The sequence below is a fragment of the Thiocapsa bogorovii genome, assembly GCF_021228795.1.
GTDB lineage: Bacteria > Pseudomonadota > Gammaproteobacteria > Chromatiales > Chromatiaceae > Thiocapsa > Thiocapsa bogorovii.
This window is the reverse complement of sequence record NZ_CP089309.1, coordinates 2,510,328-2,536,035: the sequence shown is the minus strand read 5'-3', so window position 1 is coordinate 2,536,035 and position 25,708 is coordinate 2,510,328. Positions and strand designations below refer to the sequence as shown.

21 protein-coding genes and 1 pseudogene are annotated in these 25,708 nt (G+C 65.0%); 11 read left to right on the top strand and 11 right to left on the bottom strand.

The features are described from left to right. Window position 1: 1 nt before the first annotated feature. Genes LT988_RS11505 through LT988_RS11490 form a run of 4 tightly spaced genes read left to right on the top strand, consistent with a single transcriptional unit; the run spans window position 2 to window position 2,847 of the window. Window positions 2–1,093 carry an RnfABCDGE type electron transport complex subunit D gene (locus tag LT988_RS11505; protein ID WP_232410269.1) on the top strand — a complete coding sequence of 364 codons (1,092 nt, stop codon included), beginning with the start codon at window positions 2–4 and terminating at the stop codon, window positions 1,091–1,093. Further along, a complete protein-coding gene (locus LT988_RS11500; protein WP_232410268.1) occupies window positions 1,090–1,770 on the top strand; it encodes an RnfABCDGE type electron transport complex subunit G in 681 nt (226 codons plus the stop codon). The genes LT988_RS11505 and LT988_RS11500 overlap by 4 nt, the downstream gene beginning before the upstream one ends. 52 nt (window positions 1,771–1,822) lie before the next feature. After that, window positions 1,823–2,524: an electron transport complex subunit E gene (locus tag LT988_RS11495; protein WP_232410267.1), complete on the top strand. Its 702-nt coding sequence runs from the start codon at window positions 1,823–1,825 to the stop codon at window positions 2,522–2,524. Between the two features lie 41 nt (window positions 2,525–2,565). Then, window positions 2,566–2,847, top strand: a complete 282-nt coding sequence (locus LT988_RS11490; RefSeq protein ID WP_232410266.1) for an RnfH family protein — start codon at window positions 2,566–2,568, stop codon at window positions 2,845–2,847. Window positions 2,848–2,899: 52 nt separating this feature from the next. On the opposite strand, the gene LT988_RS11485 is transcribed toward LT988_RS11490, so the two are convergent. The 4 genes from LT988_RS11485 to LT988_RS11470 form a co-directional block, all read right to left on the bottom strand. Continuing rightward, complete coding sequence (locus LT988_RS11485; protein ID WP_232410265.1) at window positions 2,900–3,973, bottom strand: glycosyltransferase; 1,074 nt, start codon at window positions 3,971–3,973, stop codon at window positions 2,900–2,902. A 187-nt stretch (window positions 3,974–4,160) separates the two neighbouring features. Beyond that, the gene (locus LT988_RS11480; protein ID WP_232410264.1) at window positions 4,161–5,267 is read right to left on the bottom strand and encodes a glycosyltransferase; all 1,107 of its coding nucleotides are present in this window, start codon (window positions 5,265–5,267) and stop codon (window positions 4,161–4,163) included. Beyond that, a complete protein-coding gene (locus LT988_RS11475; RefSeq protein ID WP_232410263.1) occupies window positions 5,264–6,301 on the bottom strand; it encodes a glycosyltransferase family 9 protein in 1,038 nt (345 codons plus the stop codon). Before LT988_RS11475 ends, LT988_RS11480 begins: the two co-directional genes overlap by 4 nt. Further along, a complete protein-coding gene (locus LT988_RS11470) occupies window positions 6,298–7,644 on the bottom strand; it encodes an O-antigen ligase family protein (protein ID WP_232410262.1) in 1,347 nt (448 codons plus the stop codon). Before LT988_RS11470 ends, LT988_RS11475 begins: the two co-directional genes overlap by 4 nt. A gap of 155 nt (window positions 7,645–7,799) precedes the next feature. Here LT988_RS11470 and LT988_RS11465 point away from each other — a divergent pair, with 155 nt between their 5' ends. After that, window positions 7,800–8,963, top strand: coding sequence for a glycosyltransferase (locus LT988_RS11465; protein ID WP_232410261.1), 1,164 nt, complete (start codon window positions 7,800–7,802; stop codon window positions 8,961–8,963). Between the two features lie 604 nt (window positions 8,964–9,567). Then, window positions 9,568–12,015: an ABC transporter substrate-binding protein gene (locus LT988_RS11460; RefSeq protein WP_232410260.1), complete on the top strand. Its 2,448-nt coding sequence runs from the start codon at window positions 9,568–9,570 to the stop codon at window positions 12,013–12,015. 116 nt (window positions 12,016–12,131) lie between these two features. Here the strand turns inward: LT988_RS11460 and LT988_RS11455 are convergent, their stop codons facing one another. The 4 genes and pseudogenes from LT988_RS11455 to asnB form a co-directional block, all read right to left on the bottom strand. Continuing rightward, a complete protein-coding gene (locus LT988_RS11455) occupies window positions 12,132–13,619 on the bottom strand; it encodes a lipopolysaccharide biosynthesis protein (RefSeq protein ID WP_232410259.1) in 1,488 nt (495 codons plus the stop codon). A 144-nt stretch (window positions 13,620–13,763) separates the two neighbouring features. Further along, window positions 13,764–14,012: pseudogene (locus LT988_RS25560) on the bottom strand (hypothetical protein); the annotation flags it as partial. A gap of 100 nt (window positions 14,013–14,112) precedes the next feature. After that, the gene (locus LT988_RS11450; protein ID WP_232410258.1) at window positions 14,113–15,234 is read right to left on the bottom strand and encodes a glycosyltransferase; all 1,122 of its coding nucleotides are present in this window, start codon (window positions 15,232–15,234) and stop codon (window positions 14,113–14,115) included. A 2-nt stretch (window positions 15,235–15,236) separates the two neighbouring features. Further along, window positions 15,237–17,066, bottom strand: a complete 1,830-nt coding sequence (gene asnB / locus LT988_RS11445; RefSeq protein WP_232410257.1) for an asparagine synthase (glutamine-hydrolyzing) — start codon at window positions 17,064–17,066, stop codon at window positions 15,237–15,239. 254 nt (window positions 17,067–17,320) lie between these two features. Here asnB and LT988_RS11440 point away from each other — a divergent pair, with 254 nt between their 5' ends. After that, window positions 17,321–18,196, top strand: coding sequence for a CPBP family intramembrane glutamic endopeptidase (locus LT988_RS11440; RefSeq protein WP_232410256.1), 876 nt, complete (start codon window positions 17,321–17,323; stop codon window positions 18,194–18,196). 48 nt (window positions 18,197–18,244) lie between these two features. Here the strand turns inward: LT988_RS11440 and LT988_RS11435 are convergent, their stop codons facing one another. Continuing rightward, a complete protein-coding gene (locus tag LT988_RS11435) occupies window positions 18,245–18,643 on the bottom strand; it encodes a LytR/AlgR family response regulator transcription factor (RefSeq protein ID WP_232410255.1) in 399 nt (132 codons plus the stop codon). Window positions 18,644–18,943: 300 nt separating this feature from the next. On the opposite strand from LT988_RS11435, the gene argH reads away from it, so the two are divergent. From argH to LT988_RS11420, 3 genes are all read left to right on the top strand, one after another. Continuing rightward, window positions 18,944–20,359 (top strand): argininosuccinate lyase, encoded by a 1,416-nt coding sequence (gene argH / locus LT988_RS11430; protein WP_232410254.1) that lies wholly within the window; start codon window positions 18,944–18,946, stop codon window positions 20,357–20,359. Continuing rightward, the gene (locus tag LT988_RS11425; RefSeq protein WP_232410253.1) at window positions 20,349–20,732 is read left to right on the top strand and encodes a nucleotide pyrophosphohydrolase; all 384 of its coding nucleotides are present in this window, start codon (window positions 20,349–20,351) and stop codon (window positions 20,730–20,732) included. The genes argH and LT988_RS11425 overlap by 11 nt, the downstream gene beginning before the upstream one ends. Window positions 20,733–21,089: 357 nt before the next feature. After that, entirely contained in the window at window positions 21,090–21,683 is a 594-nt protein-coding gene (locus tag LT988_RS11420; RefSeq protein WP_232410252.1) for a Uma2 family endonuclease, read from the top strand. Between the two features lie 39 nt (window positions 21,684–21,722). On the opposite strand, the gene ypfJ is transcribed toward LT988_RS11420, so the two are convergent. Together ypfJ and argE are read right to left on the bottom strand one after the other, a co-directional pair. After that, complete coding sequence (gene ypfJ, locus LT988_RS11415; protein ID WP_232410251.1) at window positions 21,723–22,673, bottom strand: KPN_02809 family neutral zinc metallopeptidase; 951 nt, start codon at window positions 22,671–22,673, stop codon at window positions 21,723–21,725. A gap of 209 nt (window positions 22,674–22,882) precedes the next feature. Next, window positions 22,883–24,037 carry an acetylornithine deacetylase gene (gene argE / locus LT988_RS11410; protein WP_232410250.1) on the bottom strand — a complete coding sequence of 385 codons (1,155 nt, stop codon included), beginning with the start codon at window positions 24,035–24,037 and terminating at the stop codon, window positions 22,883–22,885. Window positions 24,038–24,454: 417 nt separating this feature from the next. Here argE and LT988_RS11405 point away from each other — a divergent pair, with 417 nt between their 5' ends. Further along, window positions 24,455–25,519: a GNAT family N-acetyltransferase/peptidase C39 family protein gene (locus LT988_RS11405; protein ID WP_232410570.1), complete on the top strand. Its 1,065-nt coding sequence runs from the start codon at window positions 24,455–24,457 to the stop codon at window positions 25,517–25,519. Window positions 25,520–25,708 lie beyond the last annotated feature (189 nt).

Sequence of the window (25,708 nt, the reverse complement as noted above, 5' to 3'; positions counted from 1 at the left end):
CATGCAGATCGAGACCCCGGCCTCGAGCGCCGGCCCCTTCGCCCACGCCCGCACCAGCATCCAGCGCACCATGAGTTTGGTGATGCTGGCCCTCTTGCCGGCGACGCTCTTCGGATTCTGGCAGTTCGGCTGGCCGGCGATTTTTCTCTTCTTCGCCACGATCGGTACCGCGCTCCTCGCCGAGTCGGCTTGTCTGAAACTCGCCGGAAAGTCTCAGCGTCTTTATCTGCTCGACGGCTCGGCCCTGCTCGCCGGTTGGTTGCTAGCGGTCAGTCTGCCGCCCTGGGCGCCTTGGTGGATCGGTGCGATCGGAGCGGTGATTGCCGTTGTGGTTGCCAAGCATGTCTTCGGCGGGCTCGGTCAGAACCTCTTCAATCCGGCGATGGTGGCTCGGGTGGCCCTGTTGATCTCCTTTCCTCTGGAGATGACCAGCTATGTCCAACCCATGCCGCTGTTCTCCGCCGATGCGCCGGGGTTCCTCCAGAGCGTCGCGATCAGTCTCGGTCAACCGGGCTTCGATGCTGTCTCCGGCGCCACGCTCCTGAGTCATGTTCGAACCGAGCTGAGTCAGGGCATGAGTCTGTCCGAGATCATCCCCGACATTGCCTACCTGGTGTCGGGTGCCGTCGGAACCATCGCCGGCAGTATGGGCGAGACCTCTGCCCTGCTGATTCTGCTCGGTGGGCTCTTCCTACTGGCCAATCGGGTCATCACCTGGCACACGCCGGTGGCGATGATCGGCAGCCTCGCGATCCTCGCGACCCTGATGAATCTCTACGACCCCGAGCACTATGCCGGGGCCCTCTATCACATCGTCTCCGGCGCGACGCTGTTGGTCGCCTTCTTCATCGCGACCGATCCGGTGACCTCGCCCGTGTCCAAGCTCGGCCAGATCGTCTTCGGGGCCGGCTGCGGGGTCCTGGTCTATGTGATTCGTACTTGGGCCGGCTACCCCGAGGGGGTCGCCTTCGCCATCCTGCTCATGAACGCCTGTACCCCGATGATCGACCATTACATCCGGCCGCGCGTCTACGGACGCGATCGGCGGGGTACGCCGATCGAATACGCCGACAACGCAGAGATGCGCCAATGACGTCCATCGCCCAACCCAGCTATCGAAAACGCATCGGCTACCAGGCGGGTTTGCTTGGGGGCTTTACGCTGATCGCCGCGGCCCTCCTGGTGATGGGCGATATCGCCACGCGTGACACCATCGCGCTACGAAAGGCCGAGGATCTCAAGGCGTCGCTCGCGGAGGTCATTCCGCCGGCGATCCACGACAACGATCTGCTGGCCGATCCGCTCACGCTGGAGGGTCCGGACGGCGAAACGCTGATTGTCTACCGCGCGCTCCAGGGCCTGCAGGTCACGGGGCTGGCCTATCGGATCAGCGGCGTCGGCTATGGCGGAAAGATCGAGCTGCTGCTCGGGCTGGATGCCACCGGGACGATCTTGGGGACACGTGTACTGTCGCATGCGGAGACGCCGGGCCTAGGGGACAAGATGGAGGTCGCCAAAGGCGACTGGATCTTGGGCTTCGATGGCTTGAGCCTCGGCAATCCGCCGGCCGAACGTTGGGCGGTCAAGAAAGACGGTGGTGATTTCGACCAGTTCACCGGGGCGACGATCACCCCGCGTGGGATCGTCGGCGCATTGCGCGGCGGACTGGAGCTCTTCGCCAAGCACCGCGACACCCTGACCGCCAACGCGGTCGTTCAGGTCGATACCCCGGACCTGGCGCGAAGCCCAGTCACGACGCGGCAGCCCTGAGTCCGGAGTCGAGCCGCACAGCCCCTTTCTGGATGGAGAGCATCGAGGCCATATGAGCACAGCCACAGACGACAAAGACCGGACCCCATGGGGTCGAATCGCCCGCGACGGCGTCTTCCACAACAACGTGGTCCTGGCCCAGTCGCTCGCGCTTTGTCCCCTGCTTGCGGTCACCGGTACGGCGACCAACGGGCTCGGAATGGGGCTCGCGACGACGGCCGTACTGGTTGCCTCCGGGCTGCTGATCTCCATGCTGCGTGGTCTGATCACGGCCGAGGTGCGCATTCCTGTGTTTGTCTTGATCATCGCCGTCTTGGTGACCCTGGTGGACTTGGGGCTCAATGCTTGGCTACACGACCTTCACAAAGTCTTGGGTCTCTTTATCCCCCTGATCGTGACCAACTGCGCCATCCTGGGCCGGGCCGAGTCATTCGCCTCCCGCAATCCAGTGCTCCCGGCGGCCTTCGACGGGCTGATGATGGGCGTCGGTTTTACCTTCGTCTTGGTTTTGCTGGGCGCGGTCCGCGAGATCATCGGCAGCGGCACCCTGTTCGCCAACGCCGAGCTGCTGCTCGGCGACGGCATGGCCTTCCTCGAGCTGACCCTGATTCCGGAGTACCGCGGTTTCCTCCTTGCGGTCTTGCCGCCCGGGGGGTTTCTGGCGCTCGGTTTCATGCTCGCCGGCAAGCGTCTCATCGACGCCCGAGTCGCGGCGATCCAGCGGCCTGCGTCACCCGCCGGGGCGATTGCCTGAGCCGTTCCCGAACCTTGCCTCATGTTTCGAGGGTCTCATCCATGCATGTCGGTGTCGCTTACGCGGACAAATTCAAGCAGACCTGGCTCAAGCTCGACGTCCCGGATGGAAGCACCGCGCACGAGGCGATCGAGCGCTCCGGGTTGTTGGACCAGTTTCCCGAGATCGATCTGACCGAGAACAAGATCGGCATCTTCGGGCGGCTCGTGAAGCTCGAGACCCGTTTGAGCGACGGCGATCGGGTCGAGATCTACCGGCCGATTACCGCAGACCCGGAGACGGTCGAGCGACGCGATCAGGTCGGTGGGGACGACGCCGACTGAGCCCCGACCTCGCCATGTGCCAACCCCGATCGTCTGGCGGGTCGAGCTGCCGTCAGCGGACAAGCTCCCGATACAGGGCCAAATACTGATCCAGGATGGCATCGCGACTGAAATCGCGCTGCACCCGCGCATGGCCGCGCTCGGCGAGTCCGGACCTGAGCGGCGGGTCGGACAGGACCTCTCGAATCCCCCCGGCGAGTGCGACCGCGTCCGCGCAAGGAACGGCCCAGCCGTCTTCACCATGCCGCACGATCTCGCGCGCCCCGCGAAAATTGGCCGTTACCAAAGGCTTGCGCCAGGCCCATGCCTCGAGGATGACGTTGCCCATCGGCTCCTCGTCCAAGGACGGGAAGACGACGAGATCCGCCATCTGGAGGTAGGCCGAGGGATCCTTTTGCCATCCGGTCCAGAGGATGCGTTTGTCCTGTCCCACCTCGACCGCCTGACGCTGCAGCGCCGGCCCCAGGGGTCCATCACCGACGATGATCAAGCGGAGTGGTCGCCCCTCGATCGTCTCCGGGAGCTTGGCCATGGCATCCACGAGGTGCCGATGTCCCTTGAAGCCGACCAGCCTTCCCAAGGTGACCATCACCCATGCCTCGTCCGGGACGCCATGCCGAGCACGCAGCTCGGCCACTTGCTGCGGGGCCACCGGATGCACCGGCTCGGCGAAGTTGTAGATGTGATGGACGCGATCCGCCGGCAGACCGTTCTGAACCATCCAGTCACAGAGCTGCCTGGTGTTGCCGATCCATCCGTGGGCGTGGCGAAAAGGGCCGAGCGCGTAATAGCCGCCGAGCCGGGCGAGATGGACCGGCCCTTTCAACGGGCTCAGGTGGGTCAGCCGTGTGGCCCGCCCCATATAGGTCTGGACGATGTCCGGGCGGACCCGGCCGATGGTGCGCGAGACGGCATCACGCGAGAGCGGATCCCATGTGGTGAGAAAGGGTAGGCGATGGACCTGGAGCGATCCGTAGTCGAGATCGTCGAGACCGCTGCCGCGGCGAATCGCCAAGTCGACGGGGGCTCCACGCTCGGCGAGCGCAAGACTGAAGCGGATCGCCCAGCGCTCGGCACCGCCGAGGGCCTTGCTGGCGACCATTTGGAGACTGGATGGATCGGACATAACGTGCTGGAGTCGTTTCCGGTCTGTCGTGTCTAGCGGGTTGGATCGCCGCCAGACGAAGCCGGCCATCGTGGCGGGCGAATGTATTCAGGAGGCACATCTTTTCCGCTCGCCCGCGTCGGTCCGGCAGGCGGAGATGATGCGGGAAGCCTGCGCACCGAGGCCCCAAACGTCAAGTCGCAATCCGTCACCCCGCCTTGGGGCGCAGGGCAACTTCGCCCCACAGCTCGCGATAGACCGCGAGGTTCCCGTCCACCATGGCGTCGATGGAAAACTCCCGCGCCATCAGGGCCTGACCGGCTGCGCCGAGCGTTTGGCGACGCTCGGGGTCGGCGAGCAGGGTGTCCAGTGCGGCTCGCAATGCCGTGATGTCGCCGGCGGGCACCAGGAGCCCGTTCTCGTCGTCGTGCACCGCCTCCGGGATGCCGCCGACGCGGCACGCGACGATCGGCACGCCGGCGCTGGCGGCCTGGAGCAAGGAGACGCCGAGTCCCTCCATGCGCGCCGGGTGGACGAGAAGATCCAGGCAGGGCATGAGCTCGGCGAGATCGTCGCGGAATCCGACGAGTCGGATACGCCCGGTCAGACCCTTTCGAGCGATCTGTGCCGCGAGCGTGTCCGCGAGTGGCCCTTTCCCGAAGAAGAGCACCTGCAGGCCGGGGAAGCGATCCATCAACGGGGGCAGCGCCTCGATCAGATCGGCGTGCCCCTTGCGCTGAATCAGTTGGGCGACGACCCCGATCAGGAGCGCGTTCTCGGGCACTCCGAGGCGTGCTGCGATCGCCGCGCGAGCGCAGGGCCGGGCGTAGGCGGCGTAGTCGACCGCGCTGCGCACGACCCGCAGCTTCTCGGCGGGCAGCCCCTCGGCAAGCAGCACATCGCGAATCCCCTCGGAGATGGCCACGACCCGATCGAAGAGTCGGTACTTGAGCGCGACCATCCAGCGAGGCTCGGGGTTGTCGACCCGGCGGGTGTGGACAACCGGCGCCCCGGTCAGGCGCGCCGCGAGGCCGCCCATGACGTCGGCACCGATACGGCTGTGCAGGTGGATCAGATCCGGTCGGCTCGCACGGATTAGGCGTCTCAGGCGGACGACCATCGCTAGGTCCAGATCGCCCCTCATCGCCAGGCCATAGACCCGCGCGACGGGCTCCGCGGCCTCAGCCAGCGCGCATCCCGCGGGGCAGGCGAGCAGATTCTCGTGACCGCGTGCGGCGAGCCCGCGCAGCAGATGCAGCACCTGATAGGCCCCGCCGTAGAGGTGACGCCCGCCCTCGACATGGAGGATCCTCACGGCGCGGCTCCGAGTACGTCGCGAGCCGCGTCCAGGACCTCGTCGATCGTGATCAGACGCATGCAGGTGAAGGCCCCGTCGCAGGTGGGGCGCCGTTTGCAGGGCGAGCAGTCGAGCTTGTGGTACAGCACACGGGCGTTCGCGCGGGTGGTGTCGAGATAGGGGCAGGTCGAGCCGAAAAGGAGCAGGCTCGGGGTGCCGAAGGCGATGCCCATGTGCCCCAGACCGGTATCCACGCCGATGAGGAGCGATGCGCGGTCGATCAGGGCGGCGGCCTCGATGAGGCTGGTGCGGCCCGCGAGGTCGAGCAAAGGGGCGTCGGCCGCATCGCCGATCCGTATCGCAGCCTCGCGATCCGCCGGCCCGCCGAGCAACACCGGTGTCAGGCCTAGATCCGCCTGGATGCGTGCCGCAAGCGGTGCCCAACGCGCCTCGATCCAGTGTTTCTGCGGCCGCGTCGTGAAGGGGCAGAGCACCGCAAAGCCGTCGCTTAGACGATGCTCGGCGATGATCCGATCGGCGAAGGCCGCCTCGCTCTCGCCGTAATGCACGGCCATCGCGAAGTCCTCCGCCGGCAGCTCTAAGGTCTGCGCCAGATGGAGATACTCCGAGCCGATCCGCTGGGGATCCCCGCCGCGATCAACCGTCCGCGTCATCAGCCATTGGCTGCCCTCACGCGAGCCCAGGCCGATCCGCTCGCGAGCACCCGAGAGTCGTGTCAAGGCGCCGCTCTTCAGCAATCCCTGCAGGTCGATGGCGAGGTCGAAGCGCCGTTCGCGCAGATTCGTCCGCAGCGCCGCGATACCCGACATCAACTCGCGCAGCCGCCGCTCGCGCCACAGGCGCCGCCAGTGACCGAGCGGACAGACGATGACCTCGTCCAGATCCGGGTGGCGGTCCAGCACAGAGCGATACTCGGGCTGAACCAGCCAAGCGATGTGCGCCAGCGGATAGGCGCGTCGCAGGGCCGCGATCAGGGGCGAGGCGAAGACGATGTCGCCGATCGCCGAGAGGCGCACCAAGAGGATCTTCACCCGCGTTCGTCCTCGGCGGGCTGCGTCAACTGTGCGAGACGGAAGCTGTAGGCCGTCCCGGCGAGCAGGATCCAGAAGACCATCCAATCGCTGCGCACCACGCGATAGTTGAACAGATTCCAGATCAGCACGAAGACGAGCGTGACGAGGAAGAGCCGGCAGAGATCCGCCGGGAGTCGTCCGGCGCGACATGCGTCGCGGGTCGCGCGCACCAGGGCCCAGACCAGCGCGACGGCCAGCAGGAGACCGACCGAGCCGAATTGAAACAGCGTCTCGGCGTAGGCGTTGTGCAGATGCGGCAGCCACTCGACGTTGTCCATGAGGGTGTCCGGTCGTCCGCTGGTGGCGATCCATTCGCGGCTGGTGCCCGCACCCCAACCGAACCACGGGCGTTCGCGCCATTTCTCGTAGGTGAAGAGCAGGGCATTCACGCGCAGGCCGACCGGGTCGGAGGTCACCCCGGTCACATCGCCGCTGATCACCTGTTGCAGGGTGTCGGTCTGGTCGGTGAGACGCATCTCGATGGTCTGATACTGGCTCGATAGGATCACTCCCAGGGCACCAAGGCCCAGGACGATCGCAAGCCAACGTCGCCGTGGCGGTGTTGCCGTCGTCGCGTGTCGGGTCCGCCATTCCAGAAGCATTAAGATCGCCAACCCGCCGAGAAAGCCGAGCCAGGAGCCGCGCGACTGCGACAGGAGCAACCCTTCCAACATGATCAGCAGCCATACGGCCCAGAGCGTCGTCGCGAGCCAGCGCTGCCAAGGGTGGTCGCGCTCAATCCAGAAGGCGCGGCGCGTCGCGAGGAGCCCGAGCGCCCCGAGCCCGGCGAACATGCCGAACGCGATCGACGGAAGGTAAGCGTCGAACCGCGTCGAGAAAAAGGCGGCGTCGAAGGTCGCCCAATCGATCTTGCGGAAGGTCGCGAGGGTGAAGCCCGCGAGCCCCAGCATCAAAACCAACCGCACCCGATCCGGACGTCCGGCGACCCAGTAGGCGAGCGGGATGAAGAGCAAGAGCTTCACCCAATCCGTGCTGTTGTCCGCGACCGCTTGCGCGAGTGTGGGGGTCGGCTCCAAGAAATAGGCGATCAGGCTGTGCGTCGCGACAAAGACGCCGAAGGTCAGGGCTATCAGGGCGACCGGGTCCCGTGCAAGCTCGCGCCAAGCGTCGAATCGGATCAGGAAGATAAGGGTCAGCAGAATCAGGCCGACGGTGGCCGGGGTGATCCCCAGCAGCGCGAAAAATGCGAAGACATAGAGTCCGAATAGGCCGGCGCGCGACCATCCGTCGGCAACGGGGACGCGCGGCGTTGGACGATGCGGCTGGGATAAGATCGGCATCTCGAAGAGCTGTCTGGATGTTGGGTATCGCCTCGGGACAGGTATGATACGCGCGATCGCTTTGCCTGGCGCACCGGCGCGCTGCCCCGGATTCGGACCTCAACACACGCCTCGACCCTGCCGATCGGTCTGTCGAGGCGTAATGGATACCTGCCATGCCCCCGTTGGACCAACCCACCGCCGAGCCGTTGCCTCAGTCAGTGCAGCGCCCGGTCTGCCTCTTCATCCCGAGCTTCGGCGACGGCGGGGTAGAGCGCATGATGGTCAACATTGCTCGCGGGATCGCGGATCAGGGCGTCCCGGTCGACTTCATGGTCGGCCGGCGCGAGGCGCCTTTTCTGGACAATCTCCCGGCGACGGTGACCCTCCATGCACTCGGCCGTGTTCCACCGCGGGAGCGACAGCGCTTCCTCGCCGAGTATGTCGAGCGCCGCCGACCCGCTGTCGTCCTGTCGGCCAAGACCGAAGACGATCGCATCGCGCTCGCGGTGAAGGCGGCCTCGTCGACCGACACCCAGTATTTCCTGCGCCCCGGGACCACCATGTCCGAGCGCTGGCGTGCGCGCGGGAAGAATCGCCTCAAACGCTGGTGGGAGCAGCGCGAGTTGCGGAGCCTCTTTCAGCGGGCGGACGGGGTCGTCGCCGTGTCCGAAGGCGTCGCAGCGGACATCGCCGCGGTCACGGGTATCCCGCCGAGTCGCGTGCGGGTGGTGCGAAACCCCAACATCACGCCCGAGTTCTATGCACAAGCCCGGGAGCCGTTGGATCATCCCTGGTTCGCCACGGACCAGCCCCCGGTCATCATGGGCGTCGGAGGTCTGCGGACCCAGAAGGACTTTGCGAGCCTGATCAAGGCGTTCGCCCTGCTGCATGCGCGTCTGCCCTGCCGGCTGATGATCCTCGGACAGGGCCGCCAACAGGGGCGGCTCTTGCGCCTCGCGCGGGATCTCGGCGTTGCGGACGACGTGGCCCTGCCCGGTTTCGAGCCCAATCCCTACCGCTTTCTGGCGCGCGCCAAACTCTTCGCACTTTCTTCGCTCTGGGAAGGCTCGCCCAATGTCCTGACCGAAGCACTCGCGTTGGGCAAACCCGTGGTCTCGACCGATTGTCGCAGCGGACCGCGTGAGATCACCCGCGACGGTGCCTTCGGCGCCTTGGTTCCGGTCGGCGATGTGGAGGCACTGGCGGCGGCTATGGAAGAAACCCTGCGCAATCCGCCCTCGCCCGATGTTTTGAAGGAAGCGGTGCAGGAGTATCGGATGGACATCAGCGCACGGCGCTATCTCGCGGCCTTCGGGTTGAAGCAGAACGAAGCATAAATTATGCCAATGCTACCCAGAACGCTTCCCGCCGCGATTGGCGGCTGCGGCGACGAGTTCGCCAGGCGAGCAAGCCCATCGCTCGCCTTCTGCCGATCGAGCTAGATCCCCTCTCTTCGAAGTGCAGCGCGCTGCCCGCGAGCGGCTCAAGGAGAGGATGCGTCGCGAGTGCGCCCTCGGTGGCGTCAGAGTCGATCGAGACCTTCTCCACGAGCGCGTCCGATTTCAGGATGGACGATGAAGGCGACATTCAGCGGCGCCTCACGGGACGAGGCTGGGGGTCGACCGTCGTCCACTAAGCGCCTCGCGGTCAGCGCGGTCAGGGATGATCGCGTTCGGAGATGGCCGGGCGTCCTACCCCGATCGGCTAGCAGGCATTGACAGCCCAGACGCTTTCTGCGCATTTGGAGAGCGAGAAACGACATCTTCGCGTGAAGCAAGATACCGCCTACATGGATTCCCATCTCGGTGGCAAACGACCTGTTTGACCGATAGGTCTACGCAGCATGTGCAAAGGCCAGCTGCAACAACGGCAGGGACCCGGTTGGTGCGCATCATTAAAGGACCTGCCAGTGCAAGGCGCCTCACTGATTACCAGGCGGGCTTGCTGCTTGTTCTCCTGGTCCTGGGCTCATCACCGTCACCGGCGATCGAGACCGTGCGTCTGCAGCTGAAGTGGACGCATTCGTTCCAGTTCGCCGGCTATTACGCGGCACAGTCGCTCGGCTACTACCGCGATGCGGGCCTCGACGTGAGCCTCATCGAGGGTGAGCCCGGGCTCGACGTCGTCGAGACCGTCGTCGACGGTGGAGCCGACTTCGGTGTGGGCACCAGCGGGCTTCTGCTCGAGAGGTCTCGCGGCCAGCCGGTGGTCGTGCTTGCGACAATCTTCCAACACTCGCCGTTGGTCTTGATCGCGCGTACCGATCACCCGCTGCAGTCGATCCACGATTTGGCCGGGAAATCGGTCATGATCGAGCCGCATTCAGAAGAGCTCATCGCCTACTTTCGCCGGGAAGGACTCCAGAAGGCGCAGCTGGAGTGGGTCGAGCACAGCTTCACCGAGCAGGCCCTGATCGATGGCACCATCGACGCCATGTCGGCCTATGCGTCCCACGAGCCATACTTCATGGATCAGGCGGGACTGGCTTATCAGCTCTATAGCCCGCGCTCTGCCGGAATCGATTTTTACGGTGATTGCCTGTTCACGTCCAGCCGCATGCTGGTCGAACACCCCGAGCGCGTTCGGGCCTTTGTGAACGCAAGCCTCCGCGGCTGGGAGTACGCCCTCGAGCATCCGGAGGACACCATCACGCTGATCCGGGACCACTACGACACCGACCTGGACCTGGAATTTCTCCGGTTTCAGGCCGAGCAGATGACGAAGCTGATCCGCCCCGACCTGGTCGAGATCGGATACATGTACCCCGGACGCTGGCGACATATTGCAGATGTTTACGCTGAACTCCGGATGATGGACCGGGATTTCTCCTTGAATGGATTCCTCTATTCGGGACGCACCGAGCGTGATCTGACCTGGCTTTACCGGCTCCTGTTCGGCGTGGTCGCCCTGGCTGCGGTGCTCTTCGTCATCAACGTCTCGTTCGCGCGTGTAAACCGGCGTTACCGAGCAAGCCTGGAAGCGATACGACAGGCGGAGACGGCCCGGGCGGAAAGCGAGAGCATACTCCACACCCTGATGCAGACGGCATCGGCAGGCATCTGCATGCTCGAAGGCCGGCGACTGGTCTTTGTCAACGACGCAATGACCCGGTTTACCGGCTACCGGCGCGAAGAGCTGCTCGGGATGCGAGAGCTGGAGATGGTCGATCCCGAGTATCGCGAGCTGGTCGGCCAAAGGGCCGAATCCCGACAGCGTGGCGGCGCAGAGCCGAAACAGTACGAGATCAAGCTCAGGACAAAGGACGGAGCACCGCGTTGGATCGCCCTGACGGCGGAGCTCACGACCTATCGGGGCCGCAACGTCAGCATCGCGACCCTCTCCGACATCACCGAAAGAAGAGAGGCGGAGAAGGCACTTCGTCAGAGCGAGCAACAATACCGTTTGATCACCGAGAACATGCAGGATGTCATCTGGGTCATGGATGCGGAGGTCGGAAACCTCCTTTACGTAAGCCCGTCGGTCGTTCAACTTCGCGGGTACGACCGCGAGTCATACACGGCAACCTCCTTCGAGCAGTGGTTTAAACCGGAGTCGAGGGCGGGGCTCCGGGTTCTGCACACGCAGCGTCTAAAGGCCTTTCTCAGGGGTGAGGTCAGCCCGGATACCACTTACCGTGACGAGGTCGAGCATACGCGACGGGATGGATCGACGGTCTGGTGCGAGGTGGTCGCGAGGTTCCGGCGCAATCCGCGCACGCAGCGCGCTGAGCTCTATGGCGTAACCCGCGACATCGCGAAACGCAAGGCGATCGAAGAAGAATTGCGCCGCGCGAACACGGAGCTGACAGCACTCGCGTCGACCGATGTGCTGACGGGATTACCGAACCGGCGCCTATTCTACGAGATCGCCGAGCGGGCGCTATCGAGCGCTCGCCGCAACCGCAGTCTGGCTGCGGTGTTGTCCCTTGACCTGGACAAGTTCAAACCGATCAACGACTCGCATGGCCATGAGGTCGGCGACCGCGTGCTGATCGAAACATCGCGCAGGCTGATCCTTGCGCTGCGCCAGTCGGATACCGGCGCGCGTTTCGGCGGCGATGAGTTCCTGATTCTGCTGCCACGGATCAGCCGTGACGAAGACGTGATGCTCGTTGCCGAGAAGATACGCGTGCTGTTTGAAGCGCCGTTTGTCATAGAGGATTTGGAGCTGAGTATTTCCGTCAGTATTGGTGCCTCGATTTACCCTCGTCACGGAGACGACATCGATGCGCTGATCAAGGCATCCGACCAGGCGCTCTATGTCACCAAAGAGCGTGGCGGCCGCGGTTTGACGCTATTTGGGAACCAATACACCACAGTGGCAACACCCCGTCGCTCGGGCGAAGACCTTCCCGATAGCGAGGCCCCGGCGATAGAGGACGCGAAGTAAGATAAACCCCAGGGGCAAGGACTTGACTCGTATCTCCTTAAGGACGCCCCGCGCTGACTTACGTTCGGCGCCATCGGGACCGCGAAGCGATGCCCGGCTGCCCCAATGAGATAGGTTTAAGCCTGCCGCGCAACCAATCGGCGTCCGTCCACGACCGCCACCACCGCCAGATAGACCAGCATCAGCAGCGTGCCGGCGACCAAGCTATTCCAGCCGATTCCGCTGGTCAGCCAGCGGCTGGCGCCGTATAGGCCGAGACCCAGCGCGATGTAGCCGAACACGCGGGTCAGATCGTAGGGCACCGGATAGTAGCGCCGGCCGAGCAGGTAGGACATGGCCACCATGGCGCTGTAACACGCCAGGTGCGCCCAAGCCGCGCCCTGGTAGCCGTAGACCGGCACCAGCAGCCAGAGCATGGCGATGGTGATGCCGGCGCCGATCAGTGCTACCCAAGCGCCGAGCAGGGTGCGGTCGGTGAGCTTGTACCAGATCGACAGGTTGACGTAGACGCCGAGCAGCAGGTTCGCGAGCAGCAGCACCGGCACCACCGTGAGACCCTCGCGATAGTCGGCGCCGACGAAATACTGAAACAGGTCGAGGTACAGCGTCACCAGTAGAAGGATGAAGACGCAGAAGATCACGAACCAGTTCAGCACCAGCGCGTAGAGCTGTTTGGCGTCCTGCTGCTTGGCGTAGGCAAAAAAGAACGGCTCGCCGGCGTAGCGGAAGGCCTGGATGAACAGCGTCATCAGGATCGAGAGCTTATAGCAAGCACTGTAGATGCCGAGCTGTGCCATGTTGGTGGCGTCGTCGTAGGGCAGAAGGAACTTCAGCGCCGCGCGGTCGAGCATCTCGTTGACGATGCCGGCCATGCCGATGATCACCATCGGCAGCGAATAGCGGATGATGCGTTTGAACAGCTCCGCGTCGAAGATTGCCCCGGCGCCGAACAGACCGTCTTTGAGTTGCGGCATCAGCAGCAGGATCTTGAGCCCGCTGGCCGCCAGGTTGGCCAGGAAGACGTAGCCGATGCCGATGGCCGGGTCCCACAGGCGGCCGAGCAGGGAGTCGGGGTCGGCCTCGAAGGCCTGCCGGCAGACCAGGATAAAGAACAAGTTCAGCCCGATGTTGGCGCCGATCTCGATCAGCTTGATGCCGGCGAAATGCAGCGCCTTATCCTCCGCCCGCAGCCGCGCAAAGGCGGCGGCGCCGACCGAGTCGAGCGCGACGATCGCGGCCACCCACCAGATGTATTCCGGATGGGCGGCGTGGCGCAGCAGGTCGGCGATGGGCTGCTGCAACAGCACCGCCGCGAGCAAGAATCCTCCGTTCGCGACGATGAGCGTGCGCACCACGGTCGCGAACACCACCGGCGGCTCGCGCTCGCCGCCGCTGCGGAAACGGAAGTAGCCCGTCTCCAACCCGAACACCAGCAGCACCGCCAGAAAGCCCATGTAGGCGTAGAACTCCGCCACGACGCCATAGTCCGCCGGTGCGAAGGTGTAGGTATAAAGCGGCACCAGCAGGTAGTTCAGAAACCGGCCGATGATGCTGCTGAGGCCGTAGACGGCGGTCTGTGAGGCGAGACGTTTGAGCGGGTTCAAGGTGCGGGACTCGACGCTTGGGTGTTTCGGCGCGGGATTGTCTCATGCCGCAGATCTCCGCGAGCGCCCGCTGGTACTTGGGGCAATCGTCGTTTGCGCCGACACTGAGCGCGATCTGTAATTCGGGAAGAGGGATCGGAGCCCTCGCGGGAGCTTGACGATGTTGCTTTCGATGGCGTCCGTCAGCGAGGAGTCGCTCGTGGTCCAGGAGGAGAGCGCGCCTTTGGCATAGCCCGAGCCGCGCAGGAAGAACGGTGTAGCGCAGAGATGGTGTGGGGGAGGGGTCGAAGATACGCGTCAGCCCGCCCGTCCGATTGACGGCCTCCGTCCGGAGACCCAGAGCCGGGCGGCTTCGTTGTTCTTCTCGCCCTCCTGCTTGTCGTCGCCCTTCAGTTTGTTCGGTTTGGGGACGGGGCGGAGTTGCCTGCGTCGCTCCGCGCGCTGCCAATTCGGCGCTAGTCGGTTCGGGCGCGCTTTGAAGAATCGTATGACCCTAGCTTGCCCGGCGCGGCAGCCGCATGGCATCCAGATAGGCATCGGTGCTCGCCTCGATCTCGTAGGGTCGGGCGGCGTCCCGAAGCAGGGCCCCCGGTGGCGGAGCGTCCAGGGTCTCCATCATGGCCGCGGCCAAGGCGGCGGCGTCGCCGACCGGCACCAAGGGGCCGATGCGTCCGTCCTGCAGGATCTCGCGCGGGCCGCTCGGACAATCGGTCGCCACCACGGGCGTGCCGACCGCGAGTGCCTCGATGATGACGAAGCCGAGCCCCTCCCAGCGCGAGGTAAATGCGAAGAGATCGGCATAGGCCATGAAGGCATAGGGCTCGGGGACGAATCCGGGCAGGTCGACATCCTCGGCCACGCCCAGCTCGGCGGCGAGTGCGAGCAGGCGCTCGCGGGCACGGCCTTGTCCCAGGATCATGAGGCGGCACTGGCGCTCTGCCCGCACGCGCGCGAAGGCCAGCAGCAGGGTCTCGAAGTCCTTGCGTCCGCACAGTTCGCCTGCGCCCAAGATCAGAGGCACGTCGGACCGCCCGAGCCAGGGGTGATCCGGACGCGCCAGGGTCTCCGTGAAGAGCGACGCCGGCACCACGGGCGAGGGCACGACACGGATCCGCTCGCGCGCCAAGCCGGTGTAGCTCGCCATGTCGTCGGCCACGCCGGCGCTGGTCACGATCACCTGGTCGGCGAAAGGATAGAGACGCCCCATCGACGTGCGCTGGACCCAACGCTCGAGCGTGCCGCGCGTCGCCAGATCGATCGAGATGGTCGTCCCCGAGCTGAAGACCAGGCGCGTCTGAACCCCGGCGAGCCAGCGTGCAATGAGTGCGGTGCGATTCACGCGGTCCTTGTCCGAGAGCAGGACGGCCGGACGCTCGCGGCGCAGGTATCGCACCAGGGCCGGTATGCAGGCGTAGGTGTGCCGCGAGCCCAGATCGACCACGGAGACCCCGGCCGGGATCACGTCCAGGTGCGGCCCATGGCGACGGACCTTGAGCAGATCGACCCGATAGCCCCGACGCGCCAGGGCCGGGATCAGGTGCTTGGCCGCGCGGTCGACACCGCTGTGACCGGAGGTGGAGAAGAAGCAAGCAATCCGCGGGACGGTCGTCGCCATGGTCAGGCGCCGCTCGCGATCCAATCCAAGGGATTTTCGTCGGGCGAGGGTGCGAGCCTGGGCTGCTCGATGAAGAGCCGATGCCAGATCGCGAACTGCATCAGGCCGAAAAGCTCGCGACTGCCGCCCCTGCCGGCCTGACGGGCGGCGACCAGATCAGGAATGGCATCGACGCGGAACCACTCGCGGATGCCTCGGTTTTGCGCCACGCGCTCGCCGACACGGGCCGCGATATCGCCGGTTAACCAGTCGCCGACCGGGACGTGGAAACCGCGCTTGGGACGCGTCAGGTGTCCCGGCGGCAGCATGGGCTCGGCCCAGCGCTTGAGCAGCCATTTGCCCTGATGGCCTTTGACCTTGAGTCCATCGGGCAGCGAAAGACCGAATTCGACGATGCGATGGTCGAGGAAGGGCACTCGACCCTCCAGCCCGAAGCCCATCAGCATGCGGTCGGTCTTCACCAGCAGATTGTCCGGGAGGGCCGTGACCAGGTCGGTATACTGGCGTCGCTGCAGGTCGGACCAGCTGCTCGGCGTCGACCGCCACGCCTTGAGGAAGGGCGCGCGATCCGGTTCCTTGACCGACTCGAGCGCCGGTCCGAGCAGCCGCCGCGACCACTGTCCCGACCACTGCCCACGGGTGCGGAAACCGCCGCTACCCGGCCTCAGCAGACCCTTGATCCAGCGCTCGGTCGGTGGAGGGCGATACCGGCCGTAGCCGGCGAAGACCTCGTCGCCGCCCTCGCCCGAGAAGACCACCTTGAGGTCGGCTGCGGCGGTTTGGGCCAGGACCGAGGTCGGCAGGTTGGCGTAGTCGCGCATCAGCTCGTCGGCCGCCCAGACCGTATGCGGGATGCGGGCGAAGACCTGATCGAGCTCGAGCGCCAGGGGCCGGTGATCCAGCCCGAAATGCGCCGCGACACGCGCCGCCTCGTCCAGCTCGTGCGCCATTGCCGTGCCGCGATACCCGACCGAGAAACTCTTGATACGACCGGCTCCGTGGGTGTGCAGCAGCGCGGCCAGCACGGCAGAGTCCACGCCGCCCGAAAGGAAGAGCCCGAAGGGCACGTCCGAGCGCATGTGCTCGCGCATGGCCTCGTGCATGAGTCCGTCCAACTCGGCTTGCGCCTCGTCGAGGGCGATCGCGCGGGGCGCGATATCGAGCGCCGACCAGTAGCGCCTGTGCTTGATGTGCAGATCCCGATCGATGATCAGGATCTCGCCGGGCGGCACCCGTCGGATGCCCTCCAGGATGGTCTCCTCGCCGCTCGCGAATTGGTTCTGCAGAAACTGCCGCAAGGCGACCGGATTCACGCGGGGCCGACCCGGCAGGAGCGGCAGAAGCGCCTTGATCTCGGAGGCGAAGGCAACGCGGTCGGGCAAGCGCACGTAGAAGAGCGGCTTGATCCCGAGCCGGTCTCGCCCGAGGATCAGCCGGCCCTCTCTTGCATCATGGAGCGCGAAGGCATACATGCCGCGCAGCTCGACGGGGAAATCCAGCCCATGTTCGGCATAGGCGTGCAGGATGGTCTCCGAGTCCGAGTCGGTCCGTGGCGCGCGCCCCTGCGTACGCAACGCGGCATTCAGTTCGATGTAGTTGTAGACCTCGCCGTTTGCCGCCAGCGCGAGCTGCCCGTCGGCCGAGACCATCGGCTGATGCCCGGTGGCGATACCGATGATCGACAGCCGCGTCTGCGCCAATCCGGCCGGGCCGCTGCAATGGATGCCGTGATCGTCCGGGCCCCGGTGGGCCAGGGCTGCGGCCATCTTGACCAGCTCGTCCGGGTTCGGGCGAGAACCGCCGCGCAGCATGAAGCCCGCGATCCCGCACATTAGCGGGTCGCCTTCGGGTCGTGTCGTCGGGTCGAGACCTGCGGCATCGGATGGCTCGGTGGGCCCGGGCAGGAGCCTGCGGGCGCGGAGCGGGTGCAAGACCCCGCTGGATGTGCCCTCATTGTCGAACGTCGGGCCAGACGCTGACAAGCCGTGCGCAGGATTCGATCGGCTGTTTCGTCGGTCCGGATCCGTCGGGGGCTTGTTCGTGCCGGGATCCTGTCAGTAGACTGGCGGAATTTCCGATCCCGCCGATGCGCCCGACCGCACTCTTTTTCGTCTATCTCTTCGTCTGTCTCCTGTTGGGGGCGCTCCTGACCTATCCCGTGATGTCGACCGGCTGGCTCGACGAAGACCCGCAGCGGGTCATGGGTCGCTTGGCGCAGCTCTTTATCCTGCTTGGGCTATGGCCCTTTCTCAAGCGCCTGCAGTTGGCGGATCGGACCGCGTTGGGTTACGGCATTCCAAAGCCGGTCTTCCGACGGGCGCTCGCGCTCGGCTGGGTCGAAGGGGTGGCGATCCTCGCGGTGCTCGCGGTGGCACTTGTCGCCTTGGAGATCCGCCTGCCGGACGCGGAGCTGGAGCTCTGGCCCTATCTGGCGAAAAAGGCACTGCAAGCCCTGATCGGCGGCCTCCTGATCGGGGTGCTGGAGGAGACCTTCTTCCGCGGCGCCCTCTACACGGCGATCCGTCGGCGCGACGGCGTGGCCTCGGCCGTGGTCTGGAGTGCGTTTCTCTACATGCTAGTCCACTTCATGAAACCGAGTGCCTTGCCCGATGGCCTGGCCTTCGATTGGGCTGGGTCCTGGCAGATGTTCGGCACCGTCTTTATCGATGTCTTCCAGTGGAAACATCTGAGCTCGATGGCTGCGCTCTTCATGGTCGGAGTCTTTCTGGCCCTGGTGCGCGAGCGTTCAGGACACATCGCTTGGGGCATCGGGCTACACGCCGGTTGGGTCTTCGTGATTCAGGTCACGCGGCGAATGACCGACGGCAACCCAGACGCCCCGGCCGCTTTTCTGGTGGGGAGCTACGACGGCGTGATCGGCTGGCTGGCGGCGGGATGGATCGGCCTGTTGGCCCTTGTCTTTGTGGGATCGACACGGCCCTTGAGGTCCGACGGTGCCTGAGTCGCGTGTCCAGGAGAGGGCGAGGGATCAGTTTAGCGTCCGGTGCTCTCAGTTCTCTACCCGCATCCAGCGGCGAACCTCGGGCAGATGCCGGCGGCTGATTGAAAGCTGCTCAGCACAATCGCGCAGCCGTATGAATGAGCCTCCGTCCGAGCGCTTCTCCAAGCCGCAGACCCGATCGCGCGCGACCAGTGCATTGCGATGAATGCGCAGGAAGAGTTCCGCGAACTCCTGTTCCAATGCGCGCAGCGACTCGTCGATCAAGAGCTCGCCATCCACATGACGCACCGTCACGTATTTGTGCTCGGCGCGCAGATAGATGACGTCCTCGATCTGTACGGTGCGCAGCCCGCCCCGGTAGTGGGCGCTGATTTGGCGCCGGGGGGCGGTTCGCGTTGGATCTTGATCGCGTGACTGTGCTTCATCGTCGACGACCAGGATGTTCATAACCTTTTCCATGGATTAGGTCTGCACCGGGTTGACAATGGTGTTTCTTCGGTCGAACAGGAAGTCCTGCAGGATGCGCGTATCGAGACTGGAGAGACGCATGTGCAGGCTGACCTTGCACCGTCGCGAATGTTCGCGATTTAAAGATAGCCTAAGATCATTTTACTCGGGATTGAGCCGGCGCCGACATCGCGTGTGCGGCGTCCGGTGTCTGCTCGGTCCCGTGGCCTTGCGCGTGATCCAGGCCATCGCAACGCCAGCGTGTAGAATCCTCGAAACGCACCCATCCGGATCCCGCAGATGCACCAGCCAAGCTCTTCCGCCAAACCCTGGGCCGGGCGATTCAACGCACCGACCGACGCTTTCGTCGAGGCATTTACCGCCTCGGTCGACTTCGACCGACGCCTCTATCGCTACGATATCCAGGGCTCGATCGCCCATGCCAAGATGTTGGCTCGTCAAGGCATCCTGAGCGGCACGGAGCGAGATGCGATCGTGTCAGGCTTGGAGTCGGTGCGGGAGCGGATCGATTCCGGTGCCTTCGAGTGGTCGATCCCCTTGGAAGACGTCCATATGAATGTGGAATCCGCCCTGACCGAGTTGATCGGCGATGCCGGCAAAAAGCTGCACACGGGGCGCTCGCGCAACGACCAGGTGGCGACCGATGTGCGGCTCTGGCTGCGCGAGGAGATTGATCTGATCCGCACGGCCATCGCACGTCTTCAGGCGGCCTTGGTGGATCTGGCCGAGCGCGAGGCCGAGACCATCATGCCCGGCTTCACCCACCTGCAAGTCGCCCAGCCGGTGACTTTCGGCCATCACATGTTGGCCTGGTTCGAGATGCTGGAGCGCGACCGCGAGCGTTTGGCCGATTGCCGCCGGCGCATGAACGTGATGCCGCTCGGGGCCGCGGCGCTGGCCGGCACCACCTATCCGATCGATCGGGCCTACACCGCCGAGCTGCTCGGCTTCGATCGGCCGGCCGAGAATTCGCTCGATGCCGTGTCCGACCGGGATTTCGCGATCGAATTCACCGCCGACGCGGCCATCCTCATGATGCACCTGTCGCGTTTCTCCGAAGAGCTGATCCTCTGGTCGTCGAGTCAGTTCGGTTTCGTCGAGCTGTCGGACAGCTTCTGTACCGGCTCATCCATCATGCCGCAGAAGAAGAACCCGGATGTGCCCGAGCTGGTCCGCGGCAAGAGCGGTCGCATCTTTGGACATCTGATGGGACTGCTGACCCTCATGAAGGCCCAGCCCCTCGCCTACAACAAGGACAACCAGGAAGACAAGGAGCCCCTGTTCGATACGGTGGACAACCTCAAGGGTTCGCTCAAGGTCTACGCCGAGATGATGGGCGAGGTCGCCTGCAACCGCGAGCGCATGCGAGCCGCTGCCGCCCAAGGCTTCAGCACCGCCACCGATCTTGCCGATTATCTGGTGCGCAAAGGCATCCCCTTTCGCGATGCCCACGAGATCGTCGGCAAGGCGGTCGGGCTGGGTGTGCGCGAAGGTCGGGATCTTGCCGAGCTGACGCTGGAGGAGCTGCGCGGTTTCTCGAATGCCATCGAGACCGACGTCTTCGCGGTGTTGACCTTGGATGGCTCGGTCGCCGCGCGCGATCACCTCGGCGGAACCGCACCGGCACAGGTGCGCGCAGCGATCGGGCGGGCACGCACCCGCTTGGTCGACGCCGGAGGACCGGATGCCGGATAGCCTGGATCAGCTCAACGCCCGTCTACTCGCCTTCGCCCGCGAGCGCGACTGGGAGCAATTCCATTCGCCCAAGAATCTCGCCATGGCCTTGGCCGGCGAGGCCGGCGAGCTGCTCGAGCATTTCCAATGGCTGACCGAACAGCAGAGCGCCGAGCTGAGTGTCCAGAAGAAACGGCAGGTCGCCCACGAGCTGGCCGACATCCTCAACTACCTGGTGCGCCTGGCCGAGCGGCTCGACATCGACCTGCTGGCTGCCGCAGACGAGAAGATCGCCATCAACGCGGTGCGCTATCCGGTCGACAAGGTGCGCGGGGATGCGCGACGGGCGAGCGAGCATGGAGATGGGGATGGGATACAGGACGAGTCTGCGTGACGACGCGATCCGGGGGATGTCAGGCATAACCCTCTCGTCATTGCTGACTCCCAAGGCACGGCAATGCTTCCGCCCACCGGTCAAAGAGCGATGTAGGGTGCGGTGAGGGACGAACCGCACCGATGTTGGGTCAGGTCGCGTCAAGGGCGGTTCGTCCTTCACCGCACCCTACGTGGCCGGCGACGCTTGGACATTCGAGACCGTCGCCGGGCGCCCCGAGGCTGGACCGGCACCCCCGGCACCGCGCATCCTGGAAAGCCATGGCGAGGCACCGGCGCAATATGGCGAGGGATGGAACGAATAACCGAAACGGCAGTTGCTCTATACTTTTCGGACGTCTTCCAATCGGGATTCGCCATGACTCTCCCCCAACCCGATCATCGGCACCATACCTACGCGGACTATTTAAGCTGGCCCGATGACGTGCGCTATGAGTTGATCGACGGCGTCGCCTACCTGATGTCGCCCGCACCGACGCTCGAGCATCAGGATGTGGTTGGCGAGATCTACTATCAGCTCCGGCAGGCACTCGGCGATCAACCCTGCCGCGCCTACGTTTCCCCCGTGGATGTGCGGGTTCCCCGTGCCGCCGAGGATGACGCGGATATCGACACGGTTGTTCAGCCTGACGTGCTGGTGATCTGCGATCGGGGGAAGACCGATCGCCGCGGGGTGCGGGGCGGTCCGGATTTCGTGGTGGAGGTGCTCTCGCCGGGCACCGCGAGCCACGACCATGTGCGCAAGCGCCAGGTCTACGAGCGCGCAGGCGTGCGCGAATACTGGCTGGTGCACCCGGTCGACCGCACCCTCACCGTCTATCGGCTGGAGCAGGGCCGGTTCGGCGGGGCTGCCGTGACGGAGCTGGCGGGCGAAACCCCGGTCGGTGTCTTGCCGGGTGTGGTCATCGCCTGGGACGCGCTGATCGGCCGCCTCGCGTCGTCGGAGGACTGAGAGGCTACAAAGACGCCGTGGCGTGCAGCCTCGATCGGTTCAAAGGGTTTTGGCCGAAAAGGTATCGCACGCGGAGGGCTCGCCCTCGACGAGACCGCGTTTAAACCAACGCACCCGTTGCGCCGAGCTTCCGTGGGTAAAGCTGTCGGGGGTGACATAACCCCGGCTTCGGCGTTGCAGACGGTCGTCGCCGATGGCGGAGGCGGCGTTCAGACCCTCTTCCAAGTCTCCCGATTCCAGGATGCTCCGTGCCTTTTGCGCGCGGTGTGCCCAAACCCCGGCGAAGCAATCGGCCTGAAGTTCCAGGCGCACCGAGAGCTGATTGGCCTCGTCCCGACTGGCCCGGCGACGCGACCTCTCGACCTGCTCGGAGATGCCGAGCAGATTCTGGACGTGGTGGCCGACTTCATGCGCGATGACATAGGCTTGGGCAAAATCACCGGGCGCACCGAAATCCCGACGCAGCTCGTCGTAGAAGGCCAGGTCGATATAGACCCGCTCGTCGGCGGGACAGTAAAAAGGGCCCATGGCGGCCTCGCCCAAGCCGCAGGCGGAGCGCGTCATGCCAGAGAAGAGCACCAGGGTGGGCTCTCGAAACTGCTCGCCGCCTGCCCTGAAAATCGCGCCCCAGGTGTCCTCGGTGTCCGCGAGGACCACCGAGACGAAGTCGGCGAGCTCGTCCTCGACTGCAGGCGTCGGGAGCCTGATCTCGGGTTGACCGGCCCCGAATGGATCGCCGTAGGGTGCTTGGCCGCTCGGCGCCCGGGAGGTCTCCTGAATCGGCCCCAATCCGCCTTGGGTCAAGAGAAGGCTCGGATCCACCCCGAGTAGCAACAGGACGACTACCAGGATCAGACCCCCGAGACCGCCGCCGATCCCGACGCGGCGACCTACGCCGAGCGGGCGCCGTCCTCCGAATGGGCTGTCGCCGAGACCGCCTCCGCGACGGTCTTCCACATTCTCGCTACGCCTACCGGTCTTCCAACGCATGGGCTTGCCTCAGATGCTTAAACCGCGTCCAGAGTCCAGATGCTCATTTTCGAGTGAGTTCAACGTTTGGTGTATCCACAACCATTCGCGGAGACGCGGTTCGAAATGATGTGTTTTTCGAACATCTTAAACCGCGCTGGCTCCAACGGTCGCCAAACCTCCCGGGGCCAATCCCATTCAAGAACATCGCATACCGCGCTGGGCGCGGTTCAACGTAGACAGAAACGCTGAATCAGGGCCCGCAACAGATCGAGCGTCGGCCTGATCCGATCCAGCTCCAGATACTCGTCCGGTTGATGGGCCTGCGCAATATCGCCCGGGCCGAGGACAATGGTCTCCATTCCGAGCTGATTGAGGAACGGCGCCTCGGTCCCGAAGTTGACCGCCTCGGCGGTGTGACCGGTCAAGCCCTCAGCGACACGCACGATCGACGAGCCGGCAGGCGTCTCGGCCGGCGGGATTGCCTCGAACAAGGGTTCGACGAACCAGTCAAGCCCGCGTCGGTCGGCGACGGTCGCGACTCGGCGGCTCAGCTCGGCGCGGACGTCGCTGGCGCTCAGGCCGGGAAGGAGACGCATGTCGACGTGCAACTCGCACTCGCCGCAGATCCGATTGGGGTTGTCGCCGCCGTGGATGTGGCCGAGATTGAGGGTCGGATGCGGGATCTGGAAGTCCGGGTGGCGGTGGCTGTCCGCGAGCTCCGAGCGCCAAGCCATGAGGGCGCCCATGACATCGTACATGCCGTCCAAGGCGTTGTTGCCGAGAGACGGGTCGCTCGCGTGGCCGCTGCGACCCACCAAGCGAATCGACTCGCCCATCACGCCTTTGTGCAGGCGCACCGGCCGCAGCCCCGTCGGCTCCCCGATCACCGCATAGCGCCCGAGCGGTCGTCCGGCCTCGGCCAAGGCGCGCGCGCCGTGCATCGCCGACTCTTCGTCCGCGGTCGCCAGGATCATCAGGGGCTGCGCGAGTTCGGTCGCAGTCAAGCCGCGTGCGGCCTCGATCGCGAGTGCCAGGAAGGACTTCATGTCGGATGTGCCGAGTCCGTAGAGGCGTCCCTCCGCTTCGGTCGCCTTGAGCGGGTCGTGGGTCCAGAGGTGGGCGTCGAATGGAACCGTGTCCGTGTGTCCCGACAGGACCAGACCGCCGGGTCCGCTGCCGAGCGTGGCCAGCAGATTGGCCTTGTCCGGTTGTCCCGGCAACTTAAGGATCTCGACGCGGAAGCCGGCCGACTCCAGCCAGGAGGCCAGCAGATCGATCACCGCCCGATTGCTGTGGTCGAAGGCGGGCGTGACGCTGCTGACCGACAGGGTGCCGATCAGGCCTTCGAGCATGGTGGTCAGGGTCGGGGCCTGGCTGGGCATGAGATGCTCCGCTGCATTGAGACATGAGGATCGGACCCGTCTGCCCGAGAAGGATGTGGATTCGATCCGATGGCGCCGCCCCCTGCGCGCGTCAACGCGCCGGGTCCATCGGTGGTCGGCATGGCGGCGGTCGGCATGGCGGCTTCCCGCCGACCGTTTCCGAGGCGATTTCGGGGAATCATGACCCCGACTCTGCATGCCTGCACGTCCCGGAGGGGCCGTGCGGCCGACTAAAGTCGCTCCGAAAGGACGGTCGATGTCTTGCATTTTCGTGCGTGACCTGTAGATTTCGGCGACTCTATCCCGCCTTTCCGGCCCCCGCCAGTCCCCACGTCGAAACCGAAGCCTGTGTCCACCCATCCGATCAGCGACACCGCGCCCTCGCCTGTCCGTCTTCGACCCGCGGTGCTTGCCGACATGGGCGCGTTGCTGCGGCTCGAGAGCGCAAGCTTCCAAAGTGATCGGCTCAGCCGTCGCCAGTTCCGCTACATGTTGACCCGTGCGCAGGCGCGCACACTGGTCGCCGAGGATTCGGAGGGCGCCTTGCTGGGCTACGTCATGGTGCTCTTCAGTCGAGCGACCTCGGTCGCGCGGCTCTATTCGATCGCGGTCGCAGCGCAGGCGCGAGGCCGAGGGGTCGGTCACGCCCTGGTCGAGGCCGCGGAGGTGGCGGCCTGGGAGCAGGAGCGGGCCTACATGCGACTCGAGATCCGACGCGACAACCTCGCCTCGCAGGCGCTGTTCGAGCGCGCGGGTTATCGGCGCTTCGGCGTGCTCTCGGACTATTACGAAGACCACATGGAGGCCTTGCGCTACGAGAAGACCCTTTCCCCCGGTCTGAAACCGGAGCTCAAGCGCGTACCCTTCTACGAGCAGACACTCGATTTCACCTGCGGCTCTTCATCGCTGATGATGGCGATGCAGGCGCTGCGTCCGAGCCTCGAGCTCAATCGAACCTTGGAGCTGCGGATCTGGCGCGAGTCCACGACCATCTTCATGACATCCGGACACGGCGGCTGCGGCCCACTGGGGCTTGCGCTGTCTGCGCAGTCCCGCGGATTCGCGGTGGAGGTCTTCGTGAACGATCCGGGCGTGCCGCTGGTCGACTCGGTGCGCAGCCCGGAGAAGAAGGAGGTCATGCGCCTCGTCCACGAGGATATGCTGGCCGAGGCGCAGCGCTTGGGTATCCCGGTCCACAAGGGTACGCTCAGCGTCGACAATCTCCAGCAGCGCTGGGACGTTGGCTCGGTGCCGCTGGTCTTGATCAGCTCCTACCGCATCTACCGCGAGAAATTCCCCCACTGGGTCGTGATCACCGGCTTCGACGAGCATTTCGTCTATGTCCATGATCCCTATGTGGACTACGACAACGGAGAGACCACCCTGGACTCGATCGATATGCCGATTCGCCGCGACGAATTCAGCCGGATGGCCCGCTACGGTCGGGTCGGGCTGCAGGCCGTCGTCCTTGTCTCCTGCTAGACCGCGTCCGGAGGGACAGTGGATGTTTGTGGCTGGATTCGGACTCACCGGTATCGATCAACGCCGGAGGCGACGCGGTCTAGGATTTTTATCTTTTTCATTCTTTAAATCGCGCCTGTGCCGAGGCGCGTTGGCGCGGATAAGCCCGAAACCCAGATGCGACGCGATACACATCCCACGAACGAGCGC